The organism is Cellulomonas rhizosphaerae (assembly GCF_003470205.1).
GTDB classification, from domain to species: domain Bacteria; phylum Actinomycetota; class Actinomycetes; order Actinomycetales; family Cellulomonadaceae; genus Cellulomonas; species Cellulomonas rhizosphaerae.
In genome coordinates, this window is the sequence record NZ_QWKP01000190.1 from 1 (window position 1) to 13,248 (window position 13,248).

Annotated in this window: 10 protein-coding genes and 1 riboswitch; of the genes, 7 read left to right on the plus strand and 3 right to left on the minus strand. The window is 70.9% G+C overall.

Annotated elements, in window-relative coordinates:
* Window positions 1-274 precede the first annotated feature (274 nt).
* Both D1825_RS09290 and sigJ read left to right on the plus strand, forming a co-directional pair.
* Window positions 275-1,012, plus strand: coding sequence for an SDR family oxidoreductase (locus tag D1825_RS09290; RefSeq protein WP_118767162.1), 738 nt, complete (start codon window positions 275-277; stop codon window positions 1,010-1,012).
* Window positions 994-1,878, plus strand: coding sequence for an RNA polymerase sigma factor SigJ (gene sigJ, locus D1825_RS09295; protein ID WP_233549786.1), 885 nt, complete (start codon window positions 994-996; stop codon window positions 1,876-1,878). The genes D1825_RS09290 and sigJ overlap by 19 nt, the downstream gene beginning before the upstream one ends.
* Before the next feature lie 18 nt (window positions 1,879-1,896).
* Here sigJ and D1825_RS09300 read toward each other — a convergent pair whose 3' ends face one another.
* Window positions 1,897-2,988, minus strand: a complete 1,092-nt coding sequence (locus tag D1825_RS09300) for a glycosyltransferase family 2 protein (RefSeq protein WP_158580709.1) — start codon at window positions 2,986-2,988, stop codon at window positions 1,897-1,899.
* A 339-nt stretch (window positions 2,989-3,327) separates the two neighbouring features.
* Complete coding sequence (gene nrdI / locus D1825_RS09305) at window positions 3,328-3,759, minus strand: class Ib ribonucleoside-diphosphate reductase assembly flavoprotein NrdI (protein WP_118767144.1); 432 nt, start codon at window positions 3,757-3,759, stop codon at window positions 3,328-3,330.
* A gap of 116 nt (window positions 3,760-3,875) precedes the next feature.
* Between nrdI and D1825_RS09310 the strand changes: the two genes are divergently transcribed.
* Complete coding sequence (locus tag D1825_RS09310) at window positions 3,876-4,178, plus strand: DUF427 domain-containing protein (protein ID WP_118767145.1); 303 nt, start codon at window positions 3,876-3,878, stop codon at window positions 4,176-4,178.
* A gap of 3 nt (window positions 4,179-4,181) precedes the next feature.
* Here D1825_RS09310 and D1825_RS09315 read toward each other — a convergent pair whose 3' ends face one another.
* On the minus strand, window positions 4,182-5,795 hold the full coding sequence (locus D1825_RS09315) for a methyl-accepting chemotaxis protein (protein ID WP_158580710.1): 1,614 nt from the start codon (window positions 5,793-5,795) through the stop codon (window positions 4,182-4,184).
* Between the two features lie 191 nt (window positions 5,796-5,986).
* Window positions 5,987-6,101, plus strand: a riboswitch (SAM riboswitch).
* A 196-nt stretch (window positions 6,102-6,297) separates the two neighbouring features.
* Between D1825_RS09315 and D1825_RS09320 the strand changes: the two genes are divergently transcribed.
* From D1825_RS09320 to D1825_RS09335, 4 genes are all read left to right on the plus strand, one after another.
* The gene (locus D1825_RS09320) at window positions 6,298-7,758 is read left to right on the plus strand and encodes a dicarboxylate/amino acid:cation symporter (protein WP_118767147.1); all 1,461 of its coding nucleotides are present in this window, start codon (window positions 6,298-6,300) and stop codon (window positions 7,756-7,758) included.
* A 36-nt stretch (window positions 7,759-7,794) separates the two neighbouring features.
* Window positions 7,795-9,303 carry a fibronectin type III domain-containing protein gene (locus tag D1825_RS09325; RefSeq protein ID WP_118767148.1) on the plus strand — a complete coding sequence of 503 codons (1,509 nt, stop codon included), beginning with the start codon at window positions 7,795-7,797 and terminating at the stop codon, window positions 9,301-9,303.
* A 1,457-nt stretch (window positions 9,304-10,760) separates the two neighbouring features.
* A complete protein-coding gene (locus D1825_RS18805) occupies window positions 10,761-12,431 on the plus strand; it encodes an Ig-like domain repeat protein (protein WP_407643317.1) in 1,671 nt (556 codons plus the stop codon).
* A gap of 172 nt (window positions 12,432-12,603) precedes the next feature.
* Complete coding sequence (locus D1825_RS09335) at window positions 12,604-13,248, plus strand: hypothetical protein (protein ID WP_118767150.1); 645 nt, start codon at window positions 12,604-12,606, stop codon at window positions 13,246-13,248.

Below are 13,248 nucleotides of genomic sequence, written 5' to 3' on the forward strand. Positions count from 1 at the left end.
CGTCCCCGAAGTCCGACCACCAGCCTGGCTCCGATCCTTGACCCGAGCCGGACCACCGAGCAACGCAACGAACGGCACCGACGGCACCGACGACGACGGGTGGCAGCGGGCAACCGGCTCACCCACCCGCATCCTCGACGCGTTGACCACCCAGCACCGCGCGTGGACGACTTCGCTCGCCGGCTGAGCGCAGGTCCTTTACCGACGGTAAACCGCTGGCACGTCACAGAGAGCAGCAATGTCACATCTCGGCGTCTGGCATCGTCTAGTGGTCATGAGAATCGCTGTGGTGGGTGGGACAGGTCTGCTCGGGTCGCTCGTCGTGCGCGAGCTGGAGTCGCGCGGGCACGACGTGCGGGTGCTCGGGCGGCACGTCCGCGAGTTCCCCGTCGACCTCACGACAGGCTCAGGACTCGACGATGCGCTGGTCGGCTGCGAGGTCGTCGTCGACGCCTCGAACTCTCAGTCCAAGGCGCGCGAGACGCTGGTCGACGGCTGCCGACGCCTCCTCGAGGCCGCGCACGCGGCGGGGGTCGGCCAATACGTCGGCATCTCGATCGTCGGGTGCGACGCCGTGCCGATGCCCTACTACCGGGTGAAGGTCGAGCAGGAGCGCGTGATCGAGGACGGCCCGGTGCCGTGGAGCATCGTGCGCGCCACCCAGTTCCACGAGTTCGTCGACAGCCTGCTCAGCCAAGCGACGAGGAGGCACGTGCTGCCCCTGCTCAAGGTCCCGGTGCAGACCGTCGCCGTGGCAGAGGTCGCCGCGCTCATGGCCGACGTCGCCGAAGCACCGCCGACGGGGGCCACCACCTCGATCGCCGGTCCGCGCCGCGAGCAGCTCGACGATCTGACCCGCGCGTGGCGCGACAAGGACTCGAGGTGGGCCGTCCCGCTGCGGCTGCGAGTCCCGGGCAAGCTCGGCCGCGCGCTCCGCGCAGGCGGCCTGACCACGGCGGCACCGGACGCGAGCGGCCGGCAGACGTTCCACGAGTGGCTCGCCGCGCGATGACCGGCGACGACCTCGCGCACGCCTTCGAGGCCGAGCGGCCCCGCCTCCTGCGCCTCGCCTACGCCACGACGGGCTCGTGGACCGAGGCCGAGGACTGCGTGCAGGACGCCTGGCTGCGGCTGCGCCGGGTCGACGAGTCGACGATCGAGAACCTCCAGGCCTGGCTCACGCGCGTCGTCGGCCGGCTCGCCCTCGACGTGCTCGGCAGCGCCCGGGTGCGGCGCGAGTCGTACGTCGGCACGTGGCTGCCCGAGCCTCTGGTCGAGCCCGCCGCCGACCCCGCGGACCGGGTCACGCTCGACGAGTCGGTCAGCATGGCGCTGCTCGTCGTCCTCGAGCGACTCTCCCCGCCGCAGCGTGCGGCGTTCGTGCTGCACGACGTGTTCGGCCTCCCGTTCGACGAGGTCGCGGAGGTCGTCGGCCGCTCGCCCGCGGCGGTGCGTCAGCTGGCAGCCCGCGCCCGACGAGATGTCGCGGCAGCCCGGCCGCGGTTCACGTCCTCCCCCGCCGAGCACTCGTCCGTGCTGTCCGCGTTCATGACGGCGTGCGGCGAGGGCGACCTGCCGGGGCTCGTCGCGCTGCTGGACCCGGACGTCGTCTTCCACGGCGACGGCGGCGGCAAGGTCCCGACCGTCCGCGGCGCGACCCGCGGGGCGGACCTCGTCGCGAAGGTGCTGCTCGGCTTCCTGCGCAAGCCGCCGCAGTGGCTCCGGGTCGCCGAGGTGAACGGCGCCCCGGGCCTCGTCGTGCTCGCCGGCGACGGCGTCCTGTCGGTCGTGTCGATCACCGTCTCCGACGGCCAGGTGACGGAGATCGACATCGTCCGCAACCCGGAGAAGCTGACCCGGGTGGAGAAGCCGACCTGAGATGTCGGGCGCCGGTCCTCAGGCGGCGAGTGCGGCGACCTCGACCGTGCCACGGGTGCCCCACACGGAGGCGACCTTCCTGAAGGTCCCCATCGCGTACCAGCGCAGCACGCGCATGACGGTGATCTGCCACAGGCCGACGAGTGGCGCCGTGGCGTAGACAGCAAGCCGCTGGCCGACGCTCTGGTCGCTGCGACGCAGAGTCAGGTAGGGGAGGTTCAGGAGCAGCTGCAGGCCCACCATCACCAGGCCGCCCCACACGAGGACGACGGGGTGCGAGAGCATGCCGGTCGCGGCGAGCACCCCGACGGTGACCGTGACGGCGCCGTACTGGGCCCACTTCGCCAGGTGGTACCAGTACGCGAACGAGCGCAGCGGCAGGTGGCGGAAACGCCAGGCGGAACGGACCGTGGACCCACGCATCCAGCGCAGCTGCTGGCGGCGGTGGTGCGAGAACTTGGTCGGCATCAGGGTGAACGCGAAGCTCGTCGACTGCTGCACCGCGCGGCCCCGCTGGAGGGCCCACAACGTGAGCAGCGAGTCGTCGGAGGCGTGCATCGGGCGGCCGAACAAGGTCTCGCCGAGGTATGTGTCGAGGTTGTCCAGGATGACGCCCGACCGGTAGAACGCCAGGCCGCCGCAGTTGACCATGACCGAACCCTTGCTCGACAGCGCGCCGCGGTTGACCATCTGCAGCGTCGTGAACCACAGCTCCTGCATGCGGGTCAGCAGGTTGGCACCGTAGTTGGCGGTCAGGACGATGCCCGCCACCGACTGGACGCGTTCGTCGGCGAACGGCTGCAGCCCGTGGCGGACGGCGTCGGGATCCAGGATGGTGTCGGAGTCGACGGTCAGGAAGACGTCCGCGCCGAGCTCGTGCCGCACCCCCGTGATCTGCGCGTGTCGCTTACCGCCGTTAGCGGTCCGCTCCCAGTGGCCGGTGACACCGCGTGCTGCGCACTCCTGCAGGAACCAGGCACGCACCTGCGCGTAGTTGCCCGTGGTCGAGCCGTCGTCCGTGACAGCGATGGCGTCCAGCGGACGCGTCTGGGTGAGCATCGACTGCAGGCACTGCCGGAGCGCCTCGTCGTCCTCGTTGTACGCCGGCACGAGCGCGACGACCCGCAGCGCATCGAGCTCGTCGCGCTGGACGCTCGTCGTGCGGACGGTGCGCTCCCGGCTGGATGCGGACAGGCGATGACGGCGGCGGCCCCGATCGCAGCGGCCCAGATCCAGGCCGATGACGCACCGGTCGCGGCCAGGGCGGGCACGGACAGGGCGACGAAGCCCGGGCTGAACGTCTCGCCTTCACTCATCTCGAAGCATCTCCCGTGGTCGGTGGTATGTGAAATACACTAGATCGCCTGACGGTCTTTCCCTCGGGACGAATGTCCTGACTTGTCGGAATCGTGAACGCGGGCCCCGCGAGGAAGACGCTGCCCGCTCCCCTCATCCGACGCTCGCGTGCGCCCGATCGAGCGCCGCATCCAGATCGGCCATGATCTGCCGGCACTCCGCGACGTCCTCCGGCGTGCCCGCGAGCTCGAACTCGAACAGCACGGGCCGCCCGGACCTCGCCGCGATCTGGCGGCACGCCAGCTGGTAGTGGGTCCCGAAGTTCCGGTTGCCGGACCCCATGACCCCGACCATCGCGCGCCGGTTGACCTCGTCGCGCAGGAACCGGCGGACGCCCTCGGGGATGGTGTCGTTGCTCGGGTTGCCGGTCTTGTAGCTCGGCGTCAGCAGCACCCACGGCCCGTCGACCTGCGACTGCCGCACGGCGCGGTCGGCCAGGTTGAGCACGGGCCGGTCCAGGTTCTCGGCGAACGTGCGCACCAGGGCGCTCGACGACGAGTAGTAGTAGATCGGCGTGCGACGCATGGCCCCAGCCTGTCCGCCGGGGCCGCCCGCGGCGGGGGCCCTCGGTCCCACGGCACCGTGCGGACTCGCGTGGGCAGGTGAACACTGGCAGGACCGCGAACCGGCTGGAGGACCCGATGAAGGCAGTGGTGGGCGACACGATCGTCGCCGAGGCGCCCGAGAGCGACCTGATCAAGATCGAGGGCAACTGGTACTTCCCGCCCGCGAGCGTCAACGACGAGCTCATCTCGACGAGCCCCACGCCGTACACCTGCCCGTGGAAGGGCGTGTGCCAGTACCTCAACGTGACGGTCGGCGACGAGACGCTGCCCGACGTCGCCTGGCGCTACCCCGATCCCTACCCGGGCTCGTTCGAGCGCGTGGGCAAGGACTTCTCGAACTACGTGGCGTTCTGGAAGGACGTCAAGGTCGTCGAGTAGCGACTACATCGAGAACGTCGCGACCGCGGCGGTCAGTCGCTCGGCCGTCCCGCGCAGGTCGACGGCCGCCTGAGCGGTCTTGTCCGCGTTCGTGCGCGTCTCGCCCGCGGTGTGGGCGACGGTCGAGACCGAGCGCGCGATGCTGTCCGCGCCGGACGCGGCGTCGGTGAGCGAGCGGCCCATCTCGGCGGTCGTCGCGCTCTGCTGCTCGACGGCCGCGGCGATCGTCGCCTGGTAGTCGTTGGCCTGGGCGATCACGGTCGAGACCTCGCCGATGCCGGCCTCGGTCGCGTTCGCGTCTGCCTGGACGGCCGCGATGCTGCGGTAGATGTCCGCCGCCGCGCGCTCGGCCTCCTCCGCGAGGCTCTTGACCTCCTCGGCGACGACCGCGAAGCCCTTGCCCGCCTCGCCCGCGCGCGCCGCCTCGATCTGGGCGTTGAGCGCGAGGAGCTTGGTCTGCGCCGCGATCTGCGCGATGAGGTCGACGACCTCGCTGATCTTGGCCGACGAGCGCGCGAGGCTGCCCACGGCTCCGCTAACGCCGCCCGCGATCTCGACGGCTCGCGCGACGACCTGCGCGGCGGCCGTCGCTGATGCGGCGATCTCGCGGCTCGACTGGCCCATCTGCTCGTTGGCCGCGGCGACGGCGCCCACGTTCGCGGCGACCTGCGTGGCCGCGGCCGCCGAGCTCGTCGCGTGGTCCGCAGTCGTCTGGACGCCGCCGCGCATCTCCTCGCTCGTGGCCGACAGGTCGGCCGACGCCGACTCGACGCCGTGCGCCGACGCGACGACCTCCTGGAGCGTGGCCCGCAGCGCGAGCGTCGTCGCGTCGAGGGCGCGGGACAGGTCGCCGACCTCGTCGCGACTGTCGTCGTCGACCCGGACCGTGAGGTCGCCGCCCGCAACGCGGCGCAGCGCCGCTACGCACGAGGCGAGCGGACGGGTCACGGACCGCGTGATGCCGACGCCCGCGAGCCCCACGAGCAGCAGCCCGACGAGTCCGACCGTGACGATCAGCCGGCGTGCGGTGTCGGACGCCGCGCGCATGTCGGCGGCCGCCTGGTCGGACCGTGCGGACAGGCTGTCCGCGAGCGCCTGGGTGTGGTCGAGCATCGTCGCCCACGTGTCCGACAGCGGCCCCTGCAGCAGGGCGTACGCGTCGTCGAGCGCCGTGGGGCTGTCCGAGCCGACGAGCTCGATCATCTGGTCGGTCTGCTCCTCGTACGCCGCGGCGTCGGTGCGCAGGTCCTCCACGGACGTGAGCTCCGCGGGGGTGAGCGCACGGGTGTCGAACTCGGCGAGAGTCGACTTCAGCTGGCCCAGCGACTCGAGCATGCCCGCCATGTTCTCCGAGTCCGGCTGCGTGGCGGCATCGGGGCCGATCTTGAGCACGTCCATGAACACCCAGCCCTGCCAGCCCGACAGGTCGTTGTCGAGGTAGCGCTGCTCCTGCGCGGCGTCGGACGCCGCACGCAGCGCCTGGTACTCGTCGAGCAGGTCGCGCTGGTGCTGCGTCGACCACAGCCCGACCGAGCCCACCGCCACGAGCGCGAGGATCGCGACGGTGCACAGGACGAGCAAGCGGGCGCCGAGGCGCAGGCGGCGGAGAGCGGACATCGAGGGCTCCTGGGGCGAGGCGGACGGTCTGCACCTCCCATCGGCCAACCCCATACTTTCGTAAGCCCTATTCCGCCATTTGGGTGAATGTCGTCTCAGATCCTGGGCTTTGCCTAAGCGATGTTGACCCTGACCTGCGACGACCGGTAGAAATTCGATCGAAAAGTTGACCGATGCGGTCGACAAATACAGGTCACGAGTGTCTCCGAGAAGCCCCGGCTAGGAGACCGGCAACCCTCCGTCCGTGGCGGGGTGCCCCGGGTGACGACCAGGTCGTCGTGCGCCGCACGAGGACAAGCACGGAGACCACGAGGAGCACCGACGTGAGGCCCGCAGGTACGCACCGATCGAATCGATGTCGCTGCACCACCGCCTGACTGCACGTCGTCTCTCCGGCGCGAGGTCTTCTGCACCCGCGCCCGACATCCCTCAGTCCCCCGGAGGGCAGCTCCCCGACCGTTGACGGCCCCGGGGTTGGCCCTCGCATGATCGGAGCACCCCCATGAACCTCTGGGACGCGACCGCACTCGCTGTCACCTTCGGCCTGTTCGCCGGCATCTTCGCCCTCGCACGCAAGCGCGTGAACTTCAGCGTGCTGACGTTCATCGGCCTGTTCCTCGGCACCGCGGTCGGAGTCGTCTTCCGCAACCACGTCGAGTACGTCCAGCCGATCGGCCGCATCTACGTCAACCTGCTGCTGACGATCGTCGCGCCGCTCGTGATCGTCTCGATCCTGTCGAGCATCACCTCGCTCGGCTCGACGGCGCAGCTCAAGACGATCGGCGGGCGGTCGGTCTACTGGCTGCTCAGCCTCAACCTCGTCGCGATCTTCCTCGCCCTCGGCACGGCCCTGCTCGTCGGCCTCGGCAAGGGGGCGAACCTCGCCACCGACGTGGACACGCGGTCGCTCGACTCCATCCAGAAGCCGTTCACGGACGTGCTCATCGGGTTCTTCCCGACGAACATCGTCAAGGACATCTCCGAGAACAACATCATCCCGATCATCCTCGTGAGCATCCTCGTGGCTGTCTCGTGCTCGGTCATCGCGGACAAGGCCCCGCAGAAGGTCGCGCCGTTCAAGGCGCTCGTCGAGGCCGTGCGCGAGATCATCTACCGCGCCGTCGGCTTCGTCATCAGCCTCACCCCGTACGCGGTGCTCGCGCTCACGGCGGCGTTCACCTCGACGGTCTCGGCCGACACGAGCCAGCTGTGGCCGCTGTTCACGCTGCTCGTCGTGGCGTTCGTCGTGTGCTTCGCGCACACCTACCTCGTCAACGGCGTGTTCCTGCGGACCTCGGCCAACGTCAGCCCGGTCGCGTTCTTCCGCAAGATCCTGCCCGCGCAGGTCACGGCGTTCAGCACGCAGAGCAGCGCCGGCACGCTCCCCCTGACGACGAGCCTCCTGCGCAGCCGGGTCGGCGTCCCGTCCGAGATCGCGGGCTTCACGGCACCGCTCGGCACGACGATCGGGATGCCCGGCTGCGCCGGGATCTGGCCGATCCTGCTGGCGGTCTACGCGGTCAACGCGCTCGGCATCCCCTACGGCCTGAGCGACTACGCGGTGCTCGTCATCCTCGGCCTGCTCGTCTCGATCGGCACCGCGGGCGTCCCCGGCACGGCGACGGTCACCGCGACCACCGTGCTCGCCGCGGCAGGCCTGCCGCTCGAGGTCGTCATCCTCACGCTGCCGATCAGCGCGCTGGCGGACATGGCCCGCACGACGAACAACGTCACCTCGGCCGCCGTCGCCGCGACCATCGTCGCGCGCAAGGAGGGCCGCCTCGACGACGCGATCTTCGACGCACCGGACGCCGACGTCACGACGCTCGCGCTCACGGCCCCGGACGACGAGCCCACTCCCGCCGATGCGGCGCAGCCCGACGACGACGCCCTGTGGGGCTCGCTCCCGGTCGGCGCCTGCGCCATCGAACCCAGCCCGCGCGAGCGCGTCGGCGCCCGCTGACCGACCGCACGTCTCCTCCCCAGAAAGCCACTCATCGTGAACCTTCTCCCCCACCTCACCCGCAGCGTCCGCCTGGCCGCCGCGTTCGGCGTCGTCGGCGTGCTCACCGTCGGCCTGCCGATCGCCCAGGCGAGCCAGGCACAGGCCGCGACCGTCGCCTGGGTCGACGGCGGCGACGACCAGCCGTGCCTCCAGGACGACATGGGCGCCGCTCTCACGAGCCTGGCCGAGGACAAGTTCTGCCAGCCGATCCCCACCTGCCACGAGTACGACGGGAACAACCCGAAGTACAAGGGCCGGATCGTGCAGAGCAGCGCCAGCACCGGCATCTGGCAGGGCGACCCGGGCGACGTGCTCTACGAGGACGACCTCCCGTCGGACTACAACATCACGACGTCCCAGCCCACCAAGTCGCCGAGCCCGACGAAGGCCCCGACGCCGGTCAAGACGCCGAAGCCCACCAAGGCTCCGACGACGACGCCCACGAAGAAGCCCACGAGCACGTCGACGAAGGCACCGACGCCCGGCCTCTCGATCCCGACCGACACGAAGACGACGGGCACCACGCCCACGCCCGGCACAAAGACGCCGGTCAAGACGCCGGTCACCCCGAACGAGGACCTCGGGATCGACCCCGACGAGGAGGTCGCCGCGGGCGCCCCCACCGCGCCGGGCACCCCGACCCTCACGGTCGACGGCTCGACGATCGTCGTCACGTGGAAGCCGTCGGCTGACGTCGACCTCGACAGCGTGACGGGCTACGTCGTCCAGCTCAGCGGCGACAACCGCGCCGAGGTCGACGCCGACACCACCACGTACACGTTCACCGACCTGCCCGACGGCAGCTACCGCGCCGCGGTCCGCGCGGTGAACACGGTCGGCGAGTCCGCCGCCTCCACGCCGTCCGAGGCCGTCATCCTCGGCACGCCGGTCGAGTCCGTGGTCGGCACGCTCACCTGGACGGGCGACGTCTCCCCGGGTGCGACGGTCACGCTCGCCGGCTCCGGCTACGCCCCGAACGCCGCCCTCGACGTCGAGCTCCACTCCGACCCGGTGCTGCTCACCACAGTCACGACCGATGCCGCGGGTGCCTTCAGCACCGACGTCGTGGTCCCGGCCGACGCTCCCGAGGGCGCGCACAACTTCGTCGTCGCGCACCAGGGCACGGTCATCTCGCAGAGCCCGGTGACGGTCGTCGCCGCGGCTCCCGTCGCGCCGGTCGCGGCCGAGGAGCCCGCCGCGGCCGCCGAGCCGGCCGAGACCGTCCCGCCGCTGACGGGACTCATCATCCTCATCGCCCTCGCCGCGGCCGGTGTGCTGCTCCTGGTCACGCACTACGCGCGCGGCGGCTCACGCCGCGCCGTCTCGTCGGCCCCCGCGGTCCCCGCGGCCGTGGTTGCCGCACCCGCCCCGACCGCCGTCCTGCCCCCGCTGCAGCTCGGCACCCCCAGCATCCCGGCGTTCCTCGCCGGGACCTCGATCGCGTCCCCCGCTCGTCCCGTCTCGGAGGCCCTGCGGGCACCCGAGACCAGCTCCGCCCGCTAGTTCGCGCCACAGCCACCCCCACCCCCTCGCCCCGCACGGGGCGAGAGAAAGTGATGACTGCACTCATGTCCAGCTCCCCTCTGCGGCGCAGGATCGCCGGGATCGTGGTCGCCGCCCTGGCGACCGCACCCGTCGTCACGCTGACCGCACCCGGCGCCAGCGCCGACCCGTCGACCCCCGCCATCACCTCGAGCGTCGACTTCGACTACCTCGCCGACGTGTTCCCCGCGCTCGCCTCGCAGCGCGGCGAGCACGTGTTCGAGACGATCACGATCGAGCGCCTGAAGTACCTGCTGCGCTTCAAGGCCGGCAAGTACGCCGTGCTGATCGGTGACCCGAAGGACGCGAGCACGCAGGCCGAGATCGGCTCGATCAACGCCGCCGCGAAGAGCATCGGCGTGAAGAAGATCTACGTCTTCAACCCGCGCATCGACGGCAACAGCCTCAACGTCTTCGACTGGACCGAGCTCGCGACGCAGCTGGGTGGCGACGGACTTGCCTACTGGAAGGCGGAGGACGCCACGACGCCGACCACCGGGGGCACGCTCCTCAACCTGATCAACGGCAACAGCCCGGCACCGGAGTTCGTCCGGTCCGAGGCCGGCAAGGTCACCAGCCCGTACCTCGTCGTCCTCGACAAGGACGCGAAGGACGCCGACGGCAAGGACGACCGCGTCGTGTCCTCGCTGTCCGAGACGAAGACCGCAGCCGACCTCGACACCCCGGACGAGCGCGCGGCGTACGAGGCCACGGTCAAGCAGGTCCTGCTCGACGGCGGCACGGTCACCGAGCCCGACCTGAGCGTCAACACGCAGTTCGAGTTCTACAAGGACGAGGTCAACCGTCGCCACACGTCGTCGTACACCGACGCGACGAAGTACGGCGGCAACATCCTGGCCGACTCGGACAACGCCGAGGGCTGGCGCGTCCAGCAGCTCTCGTACCCCGAGACCATCGACCTGCTGTCGAACCCGCGCTACGCCAACGCCGACGTCCCGCTGCTGTTCGGCGGCACGTGGTGCCACAACACCCGCGCGGTCATCGCGCACATCAACGCCGACGCGCAGGCCAGCGGCGTGAAGACGGTCTACAACCTGGACTTCTCGCTCTTCTCGACGAGCAACGGCGGCACCAACTACGACCACATCCGCACCTCGGGCGCCCCGAGGTTCGCACCGGACGGCAAGTTGCTGGCTCCGGGCCACCTGTACGGCGACCTGGTCAACACCTACCTGCCGAACGCCGTCGCCGAGTACGCCAAGGCCGGCGAGCCGGGCGCGAGCCCGAACCAGTACTACCCGGGCGGCGACACCACCCAGACGCTGCAGACGGCCCGCCGCCTCCAGGTCCCCGCGCTCGTCACGTACAACCAGAACCACAAGGACGCGCTCGGCAACGCCGCTCCGGTCGTCGACCAGGCGATCCGCATCAACGACAACGGCACGTACACCGAATACATGACCGAGTACTGGTACGTCGCCGGGCACGACTGGCCCAACACGCCGGAGACCACGCTCAACGGCAGCCTCGCCGCGGGCAGCGACCGCCTCACGAACGCGCGTGACTTCGCCTCGGAGGCGCTCGACGCCTACGCCGACGTCCTCGGCTCGCTCGGCTCCACGCACTACAAGAGCAGCACGGCCGTGACGGTCGGCGATTCCTCGTCGACCGACCTGGTCCCGGGCACCACGCCGACGCTCAGCATCGACGTCACGGCGTCCGGCTACGCGCCGTTCGTCACGTTCAACGGGAACGCGGTCAACCTTCCGCGCAACACCGGCACGGGCAGCCCGGCCGGCTCCGTGATCGTGCTCGACCAGGACGGCCACCAGGTCGGCGCCCCGGTCGCGCTCAACCGGGCCGGCTCGCCCGTCTCGATCACGCTCCCGGCCTTCACGTCGGACCAGATCGGTGACGTGTGGAAGGTCAAGTACCTCGGCCGCGGCTACTCGATCACGTCGTCGACCACCGACCTCAAGGTCGGCAAGCAGTCGTCCGTGACCCTCGCGGGCGGCACGCCGTCCACGACGGTCGGCACCGCCGTGGACTACACCGCGACGGTGACCGCGGGCGCGACCGGCACGGTCTCGCTCCTGGGCCTGCCAGGCGACGCCATCACCTCGGCGATCGCGGACGGCACCGCGGCGCTGACCGTCCCCGCCACGGTCCCGGCCGGCACGTACACGGTCACGGCCGCCTACGAGGGCGACGGCGTCTACGCCTCGTCGGTCTCGGAGCCCGTCACCCTGACGGTGAAGAAGGTGGCCACCACGGCGACCCTGTCCGCCGCCACGACGGCCTCGTACGGCACGGCCGTCAAGGCCACCGTCAAGGTCACCGCCGCCTCGGGCGACCCGGTCACCGGCACCGTCACCCTGACGGGCGCGGGCGCGGCGCTGACCGCGACCCTCTCGGGCACCGGCCAGGCCGTCGTCACCCTCCCGGCCACCCTCGCGGTGAAGTCGTACGCGCTCAAGGCGAGCTACGCCGGGAACGACACCTTCGCGGCGTCGGCCACGGCCCCGCTCACCCTGGCCGTCAAGCCGCTGACCGCCAAGGCCAGCATCACGGCGGTCACGAGCAGCACGTACGGCAAGTCCGTGAAGGTCACGGTCAAGGTCGTCGACTCGCGCGGCAAGGCCGCCACGGGCAAGGTCACGCTCACGGGCGCCGGCTCGGCCCGCACGGCCACGCTCTCGAGCACTGGCCAGGCCGTCATCACCCTGCCTGCCTCGCTCGCGGTGAAGTCCTACGCGCTCAAGGCGACCTACGCCGGCACCAGCACGGTCACCAGCACGACGGCGACCGCCAAGCTCAAGGTCACCCAGGGCAAGGTCTCCAAGGTCGTCACCAAGGTGACCAAGGCGCCGACCACCAAGAAGGGCGGCAAGGCCACGGTCACCGTCACGGTCCCCAAGGGCCTGGCGACGGCGACCGGCAAGGTCAAGGTGACCCTGTCGAGCGGCAGCCTGAAGGCGACGGAGACCTTCACGCTGAAGTCCGGCAAGGCGACGTTCACGCTGCCGAAGCTGCCGAAGGGCACGTGGAAGGTGACCGTGAAGTACGTGGGGTCGACCACCTACGCCGCGGCGAGCGCGACGACGGTGAAGATCGAGGTGAAGAAGTAGCTCTCAGCTGATCGACGGGGTGGTGGTGCCTGCCGCGGATGCGGCGGGCACCACCACCCTTCGTCTTTCTCGGCCACGCCGCACGGGCCACGTGAGCACGTCCGACGAAGGCTTGGGGTGCGCCGTGTGAAGCCGCGCACGCGTAGCCCGACGCGTCGCTACCGTCCGTGCGATGGACGCCGCACACGCTCGCCGAGCCTGGAGCGTGCTCGCGGCGGTCGCCGCCGCATCCGCGTGGGCGCTCGCGTGGAGCGCGCACTGGTCGTGGAGCCTCGCGGTGCGCCACGCCCTGCCAGCCGACCTCTCGGTCCTCACGCACCTTCGCGGTCCGCTCGGCGCGGTCCGTGCGGTCGCCGCACTCGTCGGAGCAGTTCTCACCGTGTGGCTCGTCGCACGGCTGGCGTCGCGCGGGTGGGCCGTCGTCGCCTGCCTCGTGAGCGCGTTCGTCGCACTCTGCGCCCTCTCTGGGCCGCCCTGGTACGGGCCGCGCGCGACGTTCGAGGTGATGCGCGCCGACCTCGTCGAGGCGGCCGCCCAGCGGGTCGACCAGGTCGACGCAGACTCCTACCTCGGCACGCGGCTCCCGGCGCACCTGGCGGCGCTGTCCGAGTCCGGGACGACCCTCACGCGAGATGGCACCGTGTTCTTCCCGCAGTGGTTCGGGATTCCCGACGACGCCGGCGGGTACTTCTACACCGCTAGCGGTGAGCCCCCGACGGGCTGGGACATGTTCGGCGAGCCGTGCACCGAGCCGCTCCCCCTCGAACCGCACTGGTGGGCCTGCGGGATGAATCCGCTCCCCGCCGCCAGCTGGTAG

What these genes read in the sequence shown, in the direction of transcription:
- D1825_RS09335 (WP_118767150.1), top strand. Translation starts at nt 12,604, where the DNA reads ATGGACGCCGCACACGCTCGCCGAGCCTGGAGCGTGCTCGCGGCGGTC.
- D1825_RS09290 (WP_118767162.1), top strand. Translation starts at nt 275, where the DNA reads ATGAGAATCGCTGTGGTGGGTGGGACAGGTCTGCTCGGGTCGCTCGTC.
- D1825_RS09320 (WP_118767147.1), top strand. Translation starts at nt 6,298, where the DNA reads ATGAACCTCTGGGACGCGACCGCACTCGCTGTCACCTTCGGCCTGTTC.
- D1825_RS09315 (WP_158580710.1), bottom strand. Translation starts at nt 5,795, where the DNA reads ATGTCCGCTCTCCGCCGCCTGCGCCTCGGCGCCCGCTTGCTCGTCCTG.
- D1825_RS09310 (WP_118767145.1), top strand. Translation starts at nt 3,876, where the DNA reads ATGAAGGCAGTGGTGGGCGACACGATCGTCGCCGAGGCGCCCGAGAGC.
- D1825_RS18805 (WP_407643317.1), top strand. Translation starts at nt 10,761, where the DNA reads ATGACCGAGTACTGGTACGTCGCCGGGCACGACTGGCCCAACACGCCG.
- nrdI (WP_118767144.1), bottom strand. Translation starts at nt 3,759, where the DNA reads ATGCGTCGCACGCCGATCTACTACTACTCGTCGTCGAGCGCCCTGGTG.